Source organism: Paenarthrobacter histidinolovorans, assembly GCF_014647595.1.
In the GTDB taxonomy this organism is placed as follows: domain Bacteria; phylum Actinomycetota; class Actinomycetes; order Actinomycetales; family Micrococcaceae; genus Arthrobacter; species Arthrobacter histidinolovorans.
Genome location: NZ_BMPM01000005.1, coordinates 170,893 through 188,728 on the forward strand (window position 1 = coordinate 170,893; position 17,836 = coordinate 188,728).

Sequence of the window (17,836 nt, forward strand, 5' to 3'; positions counted from 1 at the left end):
AAAAGTGTATTCAGACACCGGAAAGCACTGAAACTGAGCCTACTGAGGGAGGCCCATGACCGCTGCAACTGCCCTATTTTCCGAACCGCTGTGTTGTCGGCTTCGTATCACGCGTTCCGAGACGTACAGGCAACGTGAGTTGGCCAATTTCTGAGCCAAGTCGGGAGCTAGTTGCATTCCTGTGCTCGATTGATGGCTTCATCCCCCCCCTTGATCAGAACAGGACGTTTCAGGGCAAAGTCACTGCTTGGGGCTGAATCGGCTGGTAGGAGCATCGGTACTCCTCGTGTCTTGGGAGTTCAGCTCAGTGCGCACTCTTGCACCACAATTCAGAATCTTCATAGAGCAGGCTTGGGTTTTAGGCCGCCCACCCTAAGCATGCCGAGGGGGCGATCAAAGAAGCAGACCGGGACGTGGAGGAGGGTGGGGTGGGAAGGACCCCGGACATCGAAGCAGACCGGGACGTGGAAGAGGGTCGGATGTGGAGGACGACCGGGCCACTTCGCCCTACCCCAGATAGGGAAGAGCGGAAATCCATCATCCTGGGCAACAGAATGCTTCCACATGACGTCACGTAGCTAATGAGCCTGATAGAGGCTGATTTACGGAAATAACAGAAAAGCCGACGGTCCTGCTCCCTAAGGAACAGAACCGCCGGCTTCAACTATCCGATTAAGGCAGAAACCTTAGGACAGGACGTCCGCAAATTCCTTTTCGAAGAACTGCTTCGGCTTAGCACCGATGACCGTGCTCTTCACTTCTCCCCCGCTGAACAGGTATACAGCCGGGATGGACGTGATGCCGTACTCGGCTGCGATTGCCGGGTTGTCGTCGACGTTGAGTTTCACGACGTCAACCTTCTCGCTGTACTCGACGGAGATCTCGTCGAGGATGGGGCCGAGCTTGCGGCAAGGGCCGCACCACTCTGCCCAGAAGTCCACGATGACCGGCTTCTCGGAAGCCAGGACATCCGTGCTGAAGCTTGCGTCAGTTACGTCTTTTGCGTTGCTCATAACTTTTCCCTTCGTATGGTTGCTTGGATGCAGCTTAGGAGTTCAGGTCTGAGATGTAGTGCTCAACATCGAGGGCGGCGACACAACCGGAACCCGAAGCCGTAATGGCCTGGCGGTAGGTCGGATCGATGACGTCGCCCGCGGCGAACACACCCTTGACGTTGGTCCGTGAACTACGTCCCTCAACGGCGATGGTTCCCTCGGGAGTCAGATCGACTTTGCCCTTGACCAGGTCCGTGCGGGGATCGTTGCCGATAGCCACGAAAACACCCGTGACTGCGAGTTCGGACTCGGTCCCGTCCACCAGGTTCTTCAGCTTCAGGCCAGTGACCTTGTCCTCACCGAGGACGTCTTCGACAGCCGTGTTCCAGACGAACTTGATCTTCTCGTGGGCCTGCGCGCGGTCGCCCATGATCTTGGAAGCCTTCAGGGTGTCGCGGCGGTGCACCACGGTGACCGACTTCGCAAACTTGGTGAGGAACAGTGCTTCCTCCATGGCGGAGTCGCCACCACCGATCACGGCGATGTCCTGATCCTTGAAGAAGAAACCGTCGCAGGTTGCACACCAGCTAACACCGTGGCCGGAGAGGCGTTTTTCGTTGGCCAGTCCGAGCTCACGGTACGCCGAACCGGTGGACAGGATGATGGCCTTCGCCTGGAAGGTCTCTCCCGAGCCGATGGTTACGGTCTTGATGTCGCCGTCGAGGTTCAGTTCGGTGACATCCTCGAACTGGATTTCGGTACCGAAACGCGCCGCCTGCTTCTCGAAGTTCTCCATGAGGTCCGGGCCCATGATTCCTTCGGGAAAGCCGGGGTAGTTTTCCACGTCCGTGGTGTTCATCAGTTCGCCACCCGCGGTGACGGAACCGGCAATAAGAAGAGGTTTCATGTTGGCGCGGGCCGTGTAAACAGCGGCTGTGTAGCCGGCAGGGCCTGAACCTACGATGATGACGTCACGCACCTGCGATGCGGTATTTTCTCCAATGCTCACGTGCGTGAACCTCTTTCTTAGTCGATGCTGCGGCTTTCGGGGGCAGTCATCTGACTCAACCCCTGTTGGATTCCAAATATTCCGTTGGAGTTGGCGACCCCAAAAAGCCATCAACATTCAGGGTACCGTCTGTACGCCTGCCGAATCGAAGCGGTGACGCCGGCGCGGGTAGCAGTAAGGGCCGCTCTGACGAATCAGAACGGCCCCTACGGTCAATTGCCCAAGTGTGGTTACTGGACGGAGACTTCAGCGAGCCGGAGGCCAAAGTTGTACTGGGTCTTGGGTGCGGCCAGCTTGGGCAGCGCCTTGATGACAACAATGACGTACTGGGCCTTCGTGGGGCTGGCCAGTGGAATGGTCAGTTCCGGGGAGGTGAAGCTGTTGGTACCTACGAGCTTGGCGCCGTCCATGGCGGGTCGATCGTTGGTGAAGACACTGATGCTTCCACCGGATCCGCCCAGCTGGTTGAGGACTACGGACTTGATATCGGCCGGTTCCTTCAGTTTGATCATGAGCGGAACTTCTTCCGACAGGCCACCCCAGTTGGCAGAAGCGAATTCCATGTCAGACCAGTAGCTGGCCGCGTTGCCATCGAAAGCTTTGCCGAGGTCCTTATCAAACGTCGCTGCGAACGGGAAGTTGCCCAGGCGGGTGATCTCCTCGATGGCCGGTGGAACCGCCGGTGGAGCAGTCTCCGTGGGCGGGGGCTCCTCGCTGGTGGACTCAGAAGGCTGCGGCGTGGATGTGCTCTGCGTGGCAGCAGGTTTGCCGCTGGGCAGGAGACTTCCCAAATTGGTGACGGCCAGGACAAGACCCACGATCAAGACGGCGGCCAGGAGGCCTCCAACGAGCCAACGAAGTGAACGTGGCTCCTTTTCGGGAGCCTCTTCCTCGTAAACGTCGTCTCCGTCCGAGTAATCCTCCGTAACAGCTGACGACGCCGGGAAGCTGCTTGCCGCCCGGTCGTAACCTGATTCGCCGCTCCGGTTGGAAGTCGCAGCGGACGCGCCACCAGCTGCGGCGCCACTCTCGGTGTAGCCGTAGTCTTCCTCTGACCAGAGGGAAACCTTGGGCTCGCGCGCCGGTTCGCGGCTGGGAGCGGCCTGAGAGGAAACGGCCTCGGACGACACTGCCTGCGTGGGTGTTTCAGTAGCGGGAGCAGATGTGGCAGCGGGCGACGCATCGGCAGCACCGGCGTCGTTGTTCTTTGTACCGGCGTTCTTCAGCGCGGAAGCGGCGGCAACACCAGCTGCTCCCGCTCCAGCGGCAGCAGCTGCCAGCTTGCCGGCGATGCCGCTCCTGGAGGACGAGGGATTGGACGCCGGCATGGGCGGCACGTGCGGCGCGCTGCGGCCGGGTGAGGCGGGTTCGGGCTCTTCATCCGACTCGGGAGTGATGGCGTAGCCGTTTTCGTCGTACTGGATGTACTCAGCCTCGTGCTCGTCATCCTCGTAAAGGCCGTCGTAGGTTTCGGGCTCATAGGTGCGTGCCTGGCCGAAGATCTCACTGCCGAGCGTCTCCGTAAAGAACGGCTCGATGTACGGCGGGTTGGTGGCCACTACCAAGTCCAGCAGGTCCGGAGCGGAGCTGTGGTTGGTGATCAGGTACGTGGTGTTGTCGCTGATGCCGAGGTCCAGGATCTGGACGTGCCCGGGGCGCTCCCCCGTGGCTACTTCGCGGGCGCTCTGGGCGACCTGCTCGGCGTTTCCGGGGCCCGCAACAAGGATGCTCACAGGACGGTTGAGGACCTGGTCCACGCCGTCGAGCACCTGATCTTGGTCATGCGAGGTCAACACATTGGCCGTGACCTTGTAGCGGCCGCCAAGTACTGATCCGACGTCGATCGGGTGGGACACGTGTTCCTCCTAGGCTGTCCGGGAGCTGCGGGTCCTGCAAACGGATGGCCCGGCGAGCCAGTTCAACCGCTTTTGCAACTACCTATATTCGTTTCTAGCCTAGCGGATTGAGGCCCGCCGCCCATGTTGGCGGCACCGGCTCACTTCCTGCGGTTTCGCGGAACGGGGAAGTAAGGATTCTGTCCGGCGTCGCCCTGGTAGGTCCGCCTGCCCGGAAGCGGGACCGATGGACGGAACCTGCCGCCCTGGGCAGTACTGGGTTCGTCTTCCTCTGGCAGATAGCTCTTGGGAGCATCCGGTTCGTTCCTGGCCGGTTCAGGAGAACGCTGCGGTGCCACAGCCGGTCCCGCGCGGAACGACGCGGCGTCGAACTCGCCGGAGATGCGCGGGATCAAGCCGGTATCGTCCGAAACCGTGGCGCGTGCCGCCGTCGTGGGTTCGGTGACGCCGTCGGACACTGGCGCCGCACCGCCGCGGCCCAGCCGGCTCATCAGCGGACGCAGGAGGTCGCGAAGTTCGGTGACATGGAAGACGCGAAGCAGGACAAGGTAGGCGAGCAGCATGACGGGCCCGACGACGACCACGGTCACCAAGGCTGCCGGGCGGCTGCTCCACGCGAATCCGTCGGCCCGGTAGGAGCCAAGCAGCCATAGGGCCGCAGCGCCGGCCAAGGCGGATCCCAGTCCGGCGTAGCCCATGCGGATGTACGAATTGGCGATGCGCGGACCGTCGAGGTGACCCAGCAAGCGGCGCAGGAAGGCAACACTGATCACGACGGACAGGATGTTGCCCAACGTGTAGAGGATGGCGATCGCGTAGATGATCTGGCCGACGGGAAGGAACTGGATGAAGAAGGCACCCACAACGTAAATCACGGCCAGCCACAACTGGACGTACAGCGGGGTGCGAGCGTCCTCATTGGCGTAGAACACGCGGGACATCATGAAGTTTGCACTGAGGAACGGAGTGCTGAGCGCCAGGATGGTGAGCGTTTGGGCCAGCATGACGCCGTCCTGCGGTTCACCTCCGGAGAAAAACATCCCGAGCGGACCAGCCAACGCGAACAACGCCAGGGCGCCGAAGACCGTAGCAACGGCCATGGTGCGAAGACCGTGCGACAGTGCGTCGCGAAGGTCATCCTTGTTTCCGTCCTGAGACGCGCGTGTCATGCGGTTAAAGAGGACAGTGGCCAGGGACAAGGCGATGATCGAGTGCGGCAACAGATACAGCTGGCTCGCAACTTCCAGGACGGCGTTACCGGGCAGGACGGCGGCCGCGGCTGTGTCCCCGGCGTTGTTCAGGCGGAGGCGCTCAGCGCCGGGAATCGTTGCAATCCTCATGATGTACAGGAACGCCAACTGGCCGACGGCGGCGGTCGCCAGGGTCCAGACGCTCAGCTTGGCGGCCTGGCCCAGTCCAACGCCGCGCCATCCGAACCGTGGACGCAGACCCAGGCGCAGCCGGAACACGGGAATGAGCAGGATGGCCGTTTGCGCCACCACGCCGAACGTGGAGAAGCCGGCAAGCAGAAACGTTTGGGTGGGTCCCCAGTTGTCCAGCGTGTGCGGGTTGGTGATGTTGGCGCCGAGAATCCAGATGAACAACCCCAAGCCGGCAATGGCCACGATGTTGTTAAGGATGGGCGCCCACATCGCGGGTCCGAACGCGCCGTGGGCATTCAGCACCTGGGTCAGCAGGGCGTAGAGCCCGTAGAAGAAGATCTGGGGCAGGCACCAGAGGGCAAAAGTGACAGCCAGGGCTTTTTGTTGTTCGGAGTAGCCCTGGGTAGTGAGGTCGATGACGAGCGGTGCCGCCAGGGTCACCAGTGCCGTGAGTGCCAGAAGCACCAGCACAGCCAACGTCAGGAGCCTGCTGAGGTAGTCCGCCCCCCGGTCAGGAGCCTTGCTGGCCTTGATGATCTGTGGAACCAGGACGGCGTTGAACACGCCGCCGGCCACCAGGAGGAAGATCAGGTTGGGCAGGTTGTTCGCGTTAATGAACGTGTCATTGACCGTGGAACCCAGGCCGAGTGCGGCACCGAGCATCCAGGTTTTGGCGAAGCCAAGGAACCGGGAAACGAGCGTCCCTGCGGCCATGATGGCGCTGGAACGTGCTTCTCCGGATTGAACGGACTGGGTTGTTTTGGCTTCAGACATCGCCTTTATCGTCCCATGTACCCGGGTCAGAGGTGTTCCGGCAGCACTTCCCGTGCCAGATCAGCGATGCGTCGTTCGTTCGGGAAGGACAGCTTGCGGGCCAATTCCTGGATGGGAACCCATGCTGCATCCACGGCTTCCTGGTCCGGATCATTCTCGATGGTCAGCTCGCCACCAGTGGCCCGGAGCAGGAAGTGATGCACTGTTTTGTGGACGCGGTGGCCGCTTACAGTGAACCAGTAGTCGATGCTGCCAAGCGGTGCCAGGATGTCGCCTTCGATGCCGGTTTCCTCAGCGATCTCGCGGACAGCAGCTTCCTCGTTGTTCTCCCGGCCTTCGGGGTGGCCCTTCGGCAGGCACCACTCGAGCCGGCCACCCCTGTTAAGGCGGGCGATGATCGCAACCCGGAGTTCGCCGTCGGACGTATCAACCACAACGCCGCCGGCCGAAACTTCCTCAACCGTGGGCAGCGAGGCCTGCACCGGGTGCTGCGGAGCAGGCGCGACGTGGGCACCGATTGCCGAAGGCAACGGTGCGTTTGTCCTCCTGCCGGGAGCGCTCGGTATCGGGTTGGCCATGTGGTCCACTCTAACGACTCTTGCCCCGGAGTGATGACCGGGACATGGCCACAAGATGGACTGCAGGAGACGCCTGCCGGACGCATGCCTGATTTCGCATGGAACAGTGGCCCAATGCAGCGCAAAAATCTGCCAAGCTTAAGGAACTATGGCGCACGTATTGGACAGCTCTTCTGTTAACTTCACCATCGATCCGGTGGTGCTCGACCTCGGGCAGCGCTTTGTCGATGCCGGATTCGAGCTGTCCTTGGTGGGTGGCCCCGTGCGTGATCTCTTTCTGGGCCGGACCTCCCCGGACCTCGACTTCACCACCGACGCCACTCCGGACCAGACCATCACCGTCATCAAGAAGTGGGCGGACAACTTCTGGGAAATCGGACGCGCCTTCGGCACCATCGGGATGCGGAAGAGCGGCTTCCAAATTGAAATCACCACCTACCGGGCCGAGGCGTACGACCCCGATTCCCGCAAGCCGGTAGTCGCGTTCGGCAACTCCCTGACCGACGACCTGCTGCGCCGCGACTTCACCATCAACGCCATGGCACTGCGCCTGCCGAGCCTGGAGTTGGTAGACCCATTCGGCGGCGTACGCGATCTCCACGCCTCTGAGCTCGCCACGCCCGGTGCGCCTGAGGCGTCCTTCTCGGACGATCCCCTGCGCATGATGCGCGCCGCCCGGTTCGCATCCCAGCTCGGCGTGTCGGTTCACGACGACGTCCGGCTCGCCATGACGCAGATGGCCGACCGCATCAAGATCATTTCCGCGGAGCGTGTGCGGGAAGAATTGGTCAAGCTTATTAACGGCGCACACCCACGCGTTGGGATCGACCTTTTGGTGGACACAGGACTCGCCGAGTTCGTGCTCCCCGAAGTCTCCGCCCTCCGCCTGGAATCCGACGAACACCACCGGCACAAGGATGTGTACCAGCACTCCCTGCAGGTCCTGGAACAGGCTGCTGCGTTGGAAACCGGTCCTGACGGTCCGGTGCCCGGCCCCGACTTCGTGCTGAGGTTCGCTGCGTTGATGCACGACGTCGGGAAGCCGGCGACGCGCCGATTCGAACCGGGCGGCGCGGTGAGCTTCCGCCACCACGACGTCGTGGGTGCCAAACTGACAGCCAAGCGGATGAAGGCCCTCCGGTTCGACAACGAGTCGATCAAAGCTGTTTCGCGCCTGGTTGAACTGCACATGCGCTTCTACGGCTATGGTGACGCAGGCTGGAGCGACTCCGCGGTCCGCCGTTACGTGACCGACGCCGGGCCCCTGCTGGAACGCCTGCACCGGCTCACCCGTTCAGATGTCACCACGCGTAACCAGCGCAAGGCCGACCGTTTGTCCTTCGCTTACGATGACCTTGAGCACCGCATCACGGCGTTGTTGGAGCAGGAATCGCTGGCCGCCGTCCGGCCCGACCTGGATGGAGCGCAGATCATGGCACTGCTGGGATTGAAGCCCGGACCTGTCGTGGGACGCGCCTACAAGTTCCTCCTCGAAGAGCGGATGGAACACGGTCCGCTCTCGCCGGAGGAAGCTGAGCGCAAGCTCCTGGCATGGTGGGAAGAACAACCCGAGTCCGTCGTCGTCGAGCCTTTGACCGAAACTGAGGAGCCCTCATGAACGCTGTGACTTCCCCGCGTCCGCAACTCTGGATCCTTCGCCACGGCGAAACCGAATGGTCAAAGAGCGGCCAGTACACAGGCCTGACGGACCTCCCCCTCACTGTTGAGGGCGAGCAGCAGGCCGTGGAGGCGCGCAAGGTGCTGGAAGGCATCGACTTTGACCTGGTGCTGACCTCGCCGCTGCGACGTGCCCGGCGGACGGCGGAACTCGCCGGCTACCCGGACGCCGTACACGAGCCACTCGCCGTGGAATGGAACTATGGCGACTATGAGGGCATCAGCTCCGACCTCATCCGCAAGGACAACCCGGATTACCTCATCTGGACGGACGGAGTGCCCAACGGTGAAACGCTGGACGAGGTAGCTGCCCGGGCCGACAAGATCATTGGCAGGGTCCTGGAATCGGGCATGGACAATGTGCTGGTGGTTGCCCACGGACACTTCTCGCGGATTCTCACGGCGCGGTGGCTGGAAATGGACGCACGGGAAGGCCGTCACTTCATTCTCGGAACCGCGAAGGTTTGCACCCTCGGATGGGACAAGCGAACGCCGGCAATTGTCCGTTGGGGCCTCTAAGACATTAATTTAGAAAAACTTTTGGCAAATTAGCCAATTGTGCTGGTCAAACTCCATGTTCATGGGGTAGCTTATATCTTGTTCCCAGAGCGACCCGCCGGGAACCAGGCGCGCATTCACCGGTTAGTCATCCGGGACAATGCCACAGCAGGCTGTAACGGCCGGAAAAGGAGGTTGGGAAAATGATTACTTTGACTAGCGGACGGAAGTTGACCGTCACTGCTACCCCGGCCTCTGCTGATGATCGACGCCATTTTTAACTCTCTGACCCACTCCTGATACACCGGACCGGCCCACTGCCGGCGGTGTTCTTGACGGCCATCCTCCCTTGGTTGGCTGAGTAGTCAGTTGTAGGCGCGGACCCACGCAGCATGCCGCGGGTGCGCAGTTTCCCCATAGTTCGGAACCAGCTTCTTGTTGGGTCGACTGCCGGAAGCACGCGCAATTGTGCACGACGATTCGGGTTTTTCCTGATTCGGTCCGCTAACTCCCTTTATTAAACTCGGCTATTTGTGCCCTTTAAGCCTCTGCTTTCTCATGAATTCAATTGGCTCTAATTGTTGTGCCCAAATTCCGGCGATCATTCCAGGAAAGGAGGTGAACCATGCCAAAGCGCCCCGAAGAGATGCGCTTCTACAAGAGCAGCGATGCTCCCAAGGACCGCACACTGTTTAACGGCCAGCTGCTCGACCAGCGCCGTGAAGACGTTTACGTTGTCCTGCACCAGATGGGACTCATCCGTTGATTCCCCTGAGCCGGCCACGAAGGAGTTCAGATGCCAGACATTCATGCTGAACCTCAAGGAGCCCACGCGGCTACGCGTGGGCTCCTCCCCTTTTAACTGGGTCGGCCTCGGCCATGACTGTAAGCTCGATTCATGCAGGAGACGAAGCCGCACCGGCAACAAAAACGTGCCCGCTTTGTTGTTCCCAGCCGCAGTGACTCCCTGCTTCGAAACTTCACCGAGCTCGTGGGCGGACCGCTGGGCAAACATTCGTCTCCCGGAGAGATCTCGCCGCGCCCGTTCACCGTTGAACGGGTACTCATCGTTCTGACGGTGATCGCCGCTCTTGTGGCCGTGCTGGCAAAGGACTACTGCCGGGTCAACGGTTGGGAAACGCCGGGCCAGTTCTACTCCACCTGCTACTCGGACTTCCCCGAGCTGTTCAAAAACCGCGGCCTGGGCGATGGCGTGTTTCCGTTCTTCACCCAAGGCAGCCTGTTTGAATATCCAGTGCTCATGGGGATCATTGCCGGAGTAACAGCGCTCATGGTTCCCGGTCAGGGTGTGGGAAGCGAACGGATCCTGGGGTACTTCGACGTCAATGCCACACTGATTGTGGCAGTGTGGCTGGTCACGGTCATTCTGACCGCCCGGATCAACAAGCGTCGCCCCTGGGATGCCGCCATGGTGGCCGTAGCCCCCGGGATCATCCTTGCAGGCTTCATCAACTGGGACATGTGGGCCGTTGGTTTGCTGGCCCTGGGCATGTACTTTTTCTCGCGGGATAAGTTGATCCTCGCCGGTGTGTTCATCGGCCTTGGCACCGCCACCAAGCTCTATCCAGTCCTGATTCTGGGTGCCATCCTGCTCCTCTCCTTGCGGAGCGGAAAACTGCGTGCATTCCTGGTGACCGCAGGAGCCACCCTTGCGTCCTGGCTCGCCGTGAACCTGCCTCTGGCGGCACTGAACCCTTCCGGATGGCGCTACTTCTTCGAGTTCACGCAATCCCGTCCCGCCGGGTACAGCTCGCCCTGGTTCGCTTACAACCTGGTGGCGGACCGGCTCCAATGGGTGCAGATGAACGCCGCAACCATCAATACGCTGGCCCTCTACCTCTTCATAGCGGCATGTGCGCTGATCGGAGTCCTGGCTCTGTGTGCGCCGCAGCGTCCACGCATCGCCCAACTGGCCTTCCTGATTGTGGCTGCCTTCATCCTCACCAACAAGGTCTACTCCCCGCAATTTGTCATCTGGCTTGTCCCGCTCCTTGCCCTGGCGCGGCCCCGCTGGCGCGACTTCCTCATCTGGCAGGCCGCAGAGGGCCTCCACTGGGCTGCCATCTGGATGTATCTCGGACAGGCCACCAGCGGCGGGTCCGTCCAGCACAACCTGGACATGTCCTACTACGTCCTGGCGGTGGGTCTGCACATGGTGGTCACGGCATATCTGATGGCCCGGATCGTCATGGATATCTGGGATCCCGCACAGGATCCCCTGCGGATGGCCGGCGAAGATGATCCCCATGGCGGGCCCTTCGACGGAGCGCGGGACTGGCTGCGCATCGACCTTTTCCGGCCGTCGCGTTCTGTGTTCCCTTGGGTGCCCAAACATGACACGAAGTCCACGGGAGCCCCAGCAGTCCAGCAATCGGAGGTAAACAGCGATGGTTGACGTCGCCGTCGTCGGGGCCGGTCCGAATGGATTGGCCGCAGCCGTCGTCATGGCCCGCGCCGGACTGGACGTGACGTTGTACGAAGCCGCCGACGATATCGGCGGCGGTTCGCGCACTAAAGAGCTGATCGAGCCCGGATACCTCTATGACGTATGCTCCGCGGTGCATCCGATGGCCTTGGCCTCGCCGTTCTTCCGCGATTTCGAGCTCTCTCAGCGCGTTGACCTGCGGCTGCCTGAGGTTCAGCACGGTACACCGCTGGATCAGGGTGGAGCGGCCTTGGCGTACCAGTCTCTGGAACGGACGGTCCTTGAGCTTGGCGTCGACGGGCCCGCCTACGGTCGTCTCCTGGCGCCATTGCTGGCGCGGGTGGACGGGGTGGTGGACTTTACCGCCAACCAGCTGTTGCGGGTCCCCAAGGATCCTCTGGCCGCGGTGAGGTTCGGTCTAGCCACCCTGGACCAGGGCACGCCGCTGTGGGGTCGTCGCTTCCGTGAAGAGGCCGCCCCTGCGCTGTTGACCGGAGTGATGTCCCATGCTCTGGGATCTCAGCCGTCACTCAGTTCGACCGGGGCCGGCCTACTGCTCAGCATCCTGGCGCATGCAGGCGGGTGGGTGATTCCTGCTGGTGGTTCGTTGTCCATTGCCAGGGCCATGGCAGATGACCTGACATCCCATGGCGGGACCATCCGCGTGGGTGAGCGCGTGGATTCCCTGGATCAGGTACGGCCCGCGAAGGCCATCCTTCTGGACGTTGCGCCGCCTACGTTGGCGCGCTTGGGTGGATCTGAGGTGCCCGAGCGGTATCGACACGCCTTGGAAGCATTCCGCTTTGGGAATGCTGCCTGCAAAGTGGATTTCATCCTGTCAGCTCCCGTGCCATGGCTGTCCTCCGGATTGGCCAAAGCCGGAACAGTGCATGTGGGAGGTTCGCGGAAAGCCATGGCTGAGTCCGAAAACCTCGTGGATATGGGGAGGCATCCCGCCGAGCCCTATGTCCTTGTCTCCCAGCCATCCGTTGTGGACGCGTCCCGGGCCCCCGAAGGACGCCACATCCTGTGGACCTACTGCCACGTCCCCAGGAATTCCACAGTGGACATGGCCGAAGCCGTGACCGCCCGCATAGAGCGGTACGCGCCCGGATTCCGTGACGTGGTGGTGGCATCGAAAACCACGACGGCGGCGGAACTGTCCGCGTACAACGAAAACTATGTGGGTGGGGACTTCAGCGCTGGCCTCCTCGACCTTCGAGGCCTGGTGCAACGGCCCGTGGTGTCTCCCGTGCCGTGGAGGACCCCCATGCCGGGGGTGTACCTGTGTTCCTCTTCCACTCCGCCGGGACCCGGAGTTACAGGAATGTCCGGGTACCATGCAGCGAAATATGCCCTCAAGGACATATTCAGACTGCAGGTACCCGGACTGGGCCTGGGGCTTTAGCCGGGTTAGTTGGCGGCCGTGAAACGGGCGCGGCGGTGTGCCGGGCTTTCGATCTCGTCCAGCATGGCCACGGCGTAGTCCTGGGTGGAGATGGTGTTGCCGGCGGGGGAATCCTTGGCCACGGTGTATTCGCCCGTACGCTCGCCCGGCTGGATGACGGGGGCGGGTGCCAGGACGGTCCAGTCGAGGGATTCGGGGGACTGCTTCACGGTTTCGAGGGCCTTGGCCGCGGTGGTGGCCTCGGCCTTGTAGGCTTCGGGGAAATCCGGGGAGTCGAGGAGGCGGACGCCGTCGACTTCCAGGGTGCCGGCGCCGCCCACGATCATCAAGCGGGTGCCTTCGGCATTGCTGTAAGCAGTAGCCATGGCGTCGAGCCATTCTGCATGATCGCCGCCGGTGCGGCTGGGGCCGGTCGCCAACACAACGACGTCGTGATCCTTTGCAATGGACGCGAACGTCTGGCCGTCGGCCTGGTCTGCTGCCCGGGCGGAAGCGCCGGGAACCTCTGAGCCCTTGCGGGAGATAGCGGTGACCTCGTGGCCACGGGTGATGGATTCGTTGACGATCTGGCTGCCGACCATGCCCGTTGCGCCGTAGACTGCGATTTTCATAGCTCTCCTTGAGGTTGGTATCCTTGCAATAAGACAAAGGTATCTATTGGATACCGATAGCTTCAAAGGAACTCAGTTACCTCATGGATACTAAAGATCTCCCCGCGAACATCCTGGATCCCAATTGCCCGTCCCGCGTGATCTTTCAACGCATCGGAGACAAATGGGCCTCACTGGTGATTCAGGTTCTCGGCGACGGTCCCGTGCGTTTCTCGGAACTGCGCAAGATGGTGAACGTGGTGACGCCCAAGGTCCTGACCCAAACGTTGCGTACCTTGGAGCGCGATGGTCTCATCACCAGGACGGTCTACGCCCAGGTGCCGCCCCGCGTCGACTACCAGCTCACGCCCATGGGTGAGTCCCTGCTGCAGCCGTTGTCCCTCCTGCGTGAATGGGCCGAGAGTCACGTCCCAACCATCATGGAAGCCCGCGACGCTTATGACGATGCCCAGGACCAGGCCCTCCTCGGCTCCACCACCCAGGGGCTGCTCCAATGACGCCCCGTTGAACGTTGCCTGTCACCTAGCTGGTTTGGGCGGACGGAACTGATGCGCGGCTGATTCGTCCGTCCCGCATGGCCGCGACTGCGTCGGTAAGAGGCAGGAACTCGGTGTCGTGCGTGACCATGACCGTTGCTGTCCGGAACTCGTCCGTGACGCGGCGCAGAAGCCGGACGATTGATTCGCTCCGTTCGTGATCCAGCGCCGCCGTGGGTTCATCCACCAGCAGCACCGTGGGGCTCCCCATCAGGGCACGCGCAATATTCACCCGCTGACGCTGCCCTCCGGACAACTGGTGCGGCCTTTTATGCATCGCTGCAGACAGGCCCACCACATCCAGCAGATCCTCCGCCGTGCGGCGGGCCTCCTTCACGGCGTTGCCACGGAGATGCTCGCGGATCAGCAACTGCTCGACGGCGGTCAGCGCAGGCAGCAGGTTCGGTTGCTGGAAGATGATGCCCACCTTGTCGCGGCGGAGCTCTGTGCGCTCTGCCTCCTTGAGCGCGGATACGTCCTGCCCATCGATCACGACCAGCCCGGCTGTGGGGTTGATCAGCGTGGCTGCAACGGCCAGGAGCGAGGATTTTCCGGACCCGGACGGCCCGACCAGGGAGAGGAACTCACCTTGCTTGACCGCCATGTCCACGCCATCCAGGGCCTTGAGGGTGGAGCCGCCGTCGGGGTATTCAAGCGAAACATTGACGAGATTCAGTGCGGAATTCATGATGTATGCCTTTCGAAGAATGTTTTAGTTGCCGCCGAGAGCCAGCAAAGGATCCACGCTGGTGACCTTGCGGACGGCCAGCACGGCGCCGGCGAGGCCGAGGATGACGATCCCCGCCACCGGGAGCAATGTGGTGAGCGGGGTGACAAGGAAAGGTGCTGCCTGGGCGGCCAGGATTCCACCAGCCAGGCCAATTGCGCCCCCGACAGCTGCGCCTGCCAGCAATACGAGCGCTGCCTGCGCCAGGGCATCCCGCAGGACGTAGCCCGAGGACGCGCCCAAGGCCTTGAGCACGGCGATGTCCCGGGTGCGCTGCACGGTCCACACCGTCAGGAAGGCCACGATCACCAGGGCTGAGATGCCGTAGAGGAACGCCTGCATGAGGAGCAGCGAGCCGTTCTCGCTCTTGTATGAGGCCAAGGCCTGGAAGGATCCGGTGGGGTCGGAGCTGACCGTTCGGGCGGCCACATTAGCGGCGTCGACGTTGACGGAAGCGTCGTCGTCGTACGTCACGGTGAGGACAGTTGCCGTCCCTGGTGCCGCATGGGCGACTGCGCGCCAGGTATCGAGCGTGGTCCATACGACCCCGGTGTGTGAATACCACTGGTCCTCCACAATGTCTGAAACCGTCAGGTCGGTGCCGCCCAGACGAAGCCGGCTGCCTTCGGTCAGGCTCAGTTCCTTTGCCAGGGTCCGGCCCACGACTAGGGTCCCGTCCTCCATAGTGGAGGGAGCTTCCGAACCACCGAAGACGGCGACGTTCGCTGTGCCACTGGGGTTGCCGCCGTCGGCCAGGGATTGGGCCCGCGACTGGCTGATGCCCAGCGCCTGTGCGGATTTCACACCCTGCTGGTCGCGCCAGGTCTGAAGTTGGGCGTTGGAAACTTCCGATTCCGTGTAGGACGCTTTCGGCTCGCCGCCCGCGGGAGCGCCGAAGACGATCTGCTGCGCGGGCAGTGCCGCTATGGCTGACGTGGACTGGTTGCCCAACCCCGCCGTCAGCCCCGAAAGCATGACGAGCAGCAGCGTGATGAGCGCGACCACGCTGCCCATGAGGGCAAATCGGCCTTTGGCGAAACGGATGTCGCGGATGGCGAGAAACATCGGATTCCTTCTGTTTGGTGCGGGCTTGATCCTGTTGCCTCCAACTCTTCCGGCGATGGGCATAGCGGACATCGGGAGCCGGATGGATTGGTGGACGCCGGGAGGTTGAAACGGGAATCATCCGAAAGGTTGATTCGCATACCTTGGGCGGAATATCGGGCCGGACAGGCAAGGGCCGGGGATACGCTGGAAGGCATGCAGTCCCCCACCGGCGCCACCACGATCCTCCGGGTCCTGCGCGTGTGCCTCCATGTTGGTTTTGCCGTGCTGTTGCTTGTGGCAATCGTGCGGTTGCTGGGCGGCCTGGGCTCTGCCGGCGCGCCCTCACCCCTCGCAGTGACCGCCGGTTTAGGGCTTTCGGCTCTGCTGGCTGCGGTGTACCTCGCTGGAACAGTCCTGGAGAAACGGCACGCCAGCAACCCCTCCAGATTCAACCCAACGCCCTACGCACTCTGGTGGCTGGCCGCCGTCATGGTCCTGTGGCTGCTCCTGCTGCTGGTCAGCGGGGACTTTGCCTGGGTGGCTTTCCCCCTGTTCTTCCTGCAGCTCCACCTCCTTCCACGGCGCCTGGCGCTGCCTGCGATTGTGCTGAGCACCGCCCTGCTGGTGGGTGCTCTGTGGTTCCACAGCAGGGGGTCTGCCGATGGCGGCCTGCAGCTCGCCATGGTGCTGGGCCCCTTGTTCGGCGCGGCTTTCGCGGTAGTGACCGGCCTGGCGTACCGGGCGTTGTTCCTGGAGGCGGAGAACCAGCGGCTTGTCGCCGAAGAACTGCGCCGGACCCGCGACGCGCTGGCGCAAACCCAGCACGACGCCGGCATGCTGGCCGAACGCGAACGACTCGCCCGCGAAATCCACGACACCCTGGCCCAAGGCTTCTCCAGCATCGTCCTCATGGGGAGGTCCGCAGAGAAAGCCCTTGACGGCGGAAACACCGAGACAGCGAAGGAACAGTTAAGGATCGTCCAGGACACAGCCTCAGCCAACCTGGCGGAGGCACGCAGCTTCGTTCGGGGACTGCGGTCGCCCGACCTTGAACACTCAGGGTTGGTGGACACACTGCGCAGACTCTGTGAAAAGACCGAAACTGAGGCGGCGGCAAGGGGAACAGCGCTGCGTTGCCGCTTCGAACTGGTGGGCACGCCCGTTGAGCTTCCCAACACCTACCAGACCACCCTGCTCCGGGCCGCCCAGGCCTCCCTCGCGAACGTTTGGGCGCATGCGAAGGCGCGTGCCGCCGTCGTGACCTTGTCCTTCCCGGGTTCCGAGGTGACGCTGGACATTTTCGACGACGGTGTCGGTTTTGAACCAACGACGGCGGTCGGCACCGCGCGCGGTGACGGTACCGGCGTCGGGCTTCTGAGCTTGCGCGAACGCTTGGCGGCGCTGGACGGCAGGCTGGACCTCGAGTCGGCCCCGGGTGAGGGCACGGTGGTGGCCATCCGCGTGCCTTTGCCAACCGGAGAGGTGGCGTCGTGACGGGGATCCGGGTGCTGTTGGTGGACGACCATCCAGTGGTCAGGGCCGGGCTTCGGGCCATGCTGGGCGACTTTCCGGGGGTGAGCGTGGTGGCGGAGGCCGCTGACGGGGATGCCGCGCTGGCGGAGTTGAGCAAGCTCCACACGCTCGGCGAGCCGGTGGACCTGGTGCTCATGGACCTGCAAATGGGCAGTGGCATGGATGGTGTGACGGCCACGCAAAAGATCAAGGCCGGAGAGGCCGGGGCTCCGCCGCCACCCGTGCTGATTTTGACCACGTACGATACCGACGCGGACATCCTCGCGGCCGTGGAGGCCGGCGCCAGCGGCTACATGCTCAAGGACGCCCCACCGGAACAGATCCGGCAGGCGGTTCTTTCAGCTGCCGCCGGCCAGACCGCGTTGGCGCCTGAAGTGGCGGCCCGGCTGATGGGGAGGATCAGGAACCCATCGCCTGTTCTGAGCGGCAGGGAAGTCCAACTGTTGGAATTGCTTGCCACCGGGATGAGCAATCGGGCCATCGCCAAGCAGCTCTTCATTTCCGAGGCCACCGTGAAGACACATCTGGTCCACATCTATTCCAAGCTGGGTGTTGATAACCGGACGGCGGCCATCGCGACGGCAACGCAGCGCCGGATCATCCGCGGGCACTGACCCCCCATGTAGGTCGCAGATCAGGTCGTTCTGAGCGCTCAGAACGACCTGATCTGCGACCCAGTTGGGTAAGCAATTTTGGTGAAACGGTTGACCTTTGGCCTTCGAACAGTGACGATTAGTGCACGTTTCGCTATGAGTTAGA

General features: G+C 62.4%; 16 protein-coding genes. 8 read left to right on the forward strand and 8 right to left on the reverse strand.

Annotated elements, in window-relative coordinates:
* Positions 1-686 precede the first annotated feature (686 nt).
* From trxA to IEY62_RS13480, 5 genes are all read right to left on the reverse strand, one after another.
* Entirely contained in the window at positions 687-1,013 is a 327-nt protein-coding gene (gene trxA / locus IEY62_RS13460) for a thioredoxin (protein ID WP_014923339.1), read from the reverse strand.
* Between the two features lie 34 nt (positions 1,014-1,047).
* Positions 1,048-2,004 (reverse strand): thioredoxin-disulfide reductase, encoded by a 957-nt coding sequence (gene trxB / locus IEY62_RS13465; protein ID WP_189018645.1) that lies wholly within the window; start codon positions 2,002-2,004, stop codon positions 1,048-1,050.
* 230 nt (positions 2,005-2,234) lie between these two features.
* On the reverse strand, positions 2,235-3,860 hold the full coding sequence (locus IEY62_RS13470; RefSeq protein ID WP_189018647.1) for an ABC transporter substrate-binding protein: 1,626 nt from the start codon (positions 3,858-3,860) through the stop codon (positions 2,235-2,237).
* A 140-nt stretch (positions 3,861-4,000) separates the two neighbouring features.
* A complete protein-coding gene (gene murJ / locus IEY62_RS13475) occupies positions 4,001-6,016 on the reverse strand; it encodes a murein biosynthesis integral membrane protein MurJ (RefSeq protein ID WP_189018649.1) in 2,016 nt (671 codons plus the stop codon).
* A gap of 26 nt (positions 6,017-6,042) precedes the next feature.
* Positions 6,043-6,546, reverse strand: coding sequence for an NUDIX hydrolase (locus tag IEY62_RS13480; RefSeq protein WP_189018981.1), 504 nt, complete (start codon positions 6,544-6,546; stop codon positions 6,043-6,045).
* 196 nt (positions 6,547-6,742) lie between these two features.
* On the opposite strand from IEY62_RS13480, the gene IEY62_RS13485 reads away from it, so the two are divergent.
* The 5 genes from IEY62_RS13485 to IEY62_RS13505 all read left to right on the forward strand — a co-directional run bounded on the left by IEY62_RS13485 (position 6,743) and on the right by IEY62_RS13505 (position 12,623).
* Positions 6,743-8,212, forward strand: a complete 1,470-nt coding sequence (locus IEY62_RS13485) for a CCA tRNA nucleotidyltransferase (RefSeq protein WP_189018651.1) — start codon at positions 6,743-6,745, stop codon at positions 8,210-8,212.
* Positions 8,209-8,790, forward strand: coding sequence for a histidine phosphatase family protein (locus tag IEY62_RS13490; protein WP_189018653.1), 582 nt, complete (start codon positions 8,209-8,211; stop codon positions 8,788-8,790). Before IEY62_RS13485 ends, IEY62_RS13490 begins: the two co-directional genes overlap by 4 nt.
* Positions 8,791-9,394: 604 nt before the next feature.
* Positions 9,395-9,535, forward strand: a complete 141-nt coding sequence (locus IEY62_RS13495) for a hypothetical protein (RefSeq protein ID WP_189018655.1) — start codon at positions 9,395-9,397, stop codon at positions 9,533-9,535.
* A gap of 132 nt (positions 9,536-9,667) precedes the next feature.
* Positions 9,668-11,185 (forward strand): glycosyltransferase family 87 protein, encoded by a 1,518-nt coding sequence (locus IEY62_RS13500; RefSeq protein WP_189018657.1) that lies wholly within the window; start codon positions 9,668-9,670, stop codon positions 11,183-11,185.
* Entirely contained in the window at positions 11,178-12,623 is a 1,446-nt protein-coding gene (locus tag IEY62_RS13505; RefSeq protein WP_189018659.1) for a phytoene desaturase family protein, read from the forward strand. Before IEY62_RS13500 ends, IEY62_RS13505 begins: the two co-directional genes overlap by 8 nt.
* Positions 12,624-12,628: 5 nt before the next feature.
* Here the strand turns inward: IEY62_RS13505 and IEY62_RS13510 are convergent, their stop codons facing one another.
* Positions 12,629-13,234, reverse strand: coding sequence for an NAD(P)-dependent oxidoreductase (locus IEY62_RS13510; protein WP_189018661.1), 606 nt, complete (start codon positions 13,232-13,234; stop codon positions 12,629-12,631).
* Positions 13,235-13,317: 83 nt separating this feature from the next.
* On the opposite strand from IEY62_RS13510, the gene IEY62_RS13515 reads away from it, so the two are divergent.
* Positions 13,318-13,731 (forward strand): winged helix-turn-helix transcriptional regulator, encoded by a 414-nt coding sequence (locus tag IEY62_RS13515; RefSeq protein WP_189018663.1) that lies wholly within the window; start codon positions 13,318-13,320, stop codon positions 13,729-13,731.
* A gap of 25 nt (positions 13,732-13,756) precedes the next feature.
* Here IEY62_RS13515 and IEY62_RS13520 read toward each other — a convergent pair whose 3' ends face one another.
* Complete coding sequence (locus tag IEY62_RS13520) at positions 13,757-14,458, reverse strand: ABC transporter ATP-binding protein (RefSeq protein WP_189018665.1); 702 nt, start codon at positions 14,456-14,458, stop codon at positions 13,757-13,759.
* A 24-nt stretch (positions 14,459-14,482) separates the two neighbouring features.
* The gene (locus IEY62_RS13525) at positions 14,483-15,562 is read right to left on the reverse strand and encodes an ABC transporter permease (protein ID WP_189018667.1); all 1,080 of its coding nucleotides are present in this window, start codon (positions 15,560-15,562) and stop codon (positions 14,483-14,485) included.
* 195 nt (positions 15,563-15,757) lie between these two features.
* On the opposite strand from IEY62_RS13525, the gene IEY62_RS13530 reads away from it, so the two are divergent.
* Positions 15,758-17,038, forward strand: coding sequence for a sensor histidine kinase (locus tag IEY62_RS13530; protein WP_189018670.1), 1,281 nt, complete (start codon positions 15,758-15,760; stop codon positions 17,036-17,038).
* The gene (locus IEY62_RS13535) at positions 17,035-17,691 is read left to right on the forward strand and encodes a response regulator (RefSeq protein WP_189018672.1); all 657 of its coding nucleotides are present in this window, start codon (positions 17,035-17,037) and stop codon (positions 17,689-17,691) included. The genes IEY62_RS13530 and IEY62_RS13535 overlap by 4 nt, the downstream gene beginning before the upstream one ends.
* Positions 17,692-17,836: the final 145 nt, after the last annotated feature.

Coding starts and splice junctions, on each gene's coding strand:
- trxA (WP_014923339.1), bottom strand. CDS start 1,013: ATGAGCAACGCAAAAGACGTAACTGACGCAAGCTTCAGCACGGATGTC.
- murJ (WP_189018649.1), bottom strand. CDS start 6,016: ATGTCTGAAGCCAAAACAACCCAGTCCGTTCAATCCGGAGAAGCACGT.
- IEY62_RS13485 (WP_189018651.1), top strand. CDS start 6,743: ATGGCGCACGTATTGGACAGCTCTTCTGTTAACTTCACCATCGATCCG.
- IEY62_RS13490 (WP_189018653.1), top strand. CDS start 8,209: ATGAACGCTGTGACTTCCCCGCGTCCGCAACTCTGGATCCTTCGCCAC.
- IEY62_RS13495 (WP_189018655.1), top strand. CDS start 9,395: ATGCCAAAGCGCCCCGAAGAGATGCGCTTCTACAAGAGCAGCGATGCT.
- IEY62_RS13500 (WP_189018657.1), top strand. CDS start 9,668: ATGCAGGAGACGAAGCCGCACCGGCAACAAAAACGTGCCCGCTTTGTT.
- IEY62_RS13505 (WP_189018659.1), top strand. CDS start 11,178: ATGGTTGACGTCGCCGTCGTCGGGGCCGGTCCGAATGGATTGGCCGCA.
- IEY62_RS13510 (WP_189018661.1), bottom strand. CDS start 13,234: ATGAAAATCGCAGTCTACGGCGCAACGGGCATGGTCGGCAGCCAGATC.
- IEY62_RS13515 (WP_189018663.1), top strand. CDS start 13,318: ATGGATACTAAAGATCTCCCCGCGAACATCCTGGATCCCAATTGCCCG.
- IEY62_RS13520 (WP_189018665.1), bottom strand. CDS start 14,458: ATGAATTCCGCACTGAATCTCGTCAATGTTTCGCTTGAATACCCCGAC.
- IEY62_RS13525 (WP_189018667.1), bottom strand. CDS start 15,562: ATGTTTCTCGCCATCCGCGACATCCGTTTCGCCAAAGGCCGATTTGCC.
- IEY62_RS13530 (WP_189018670.1), top strand. CDS start 15,758: ATGCAGTCCCCCACCGGCGCCACCACGATCCTCCGGGTCCTGCGCGTG.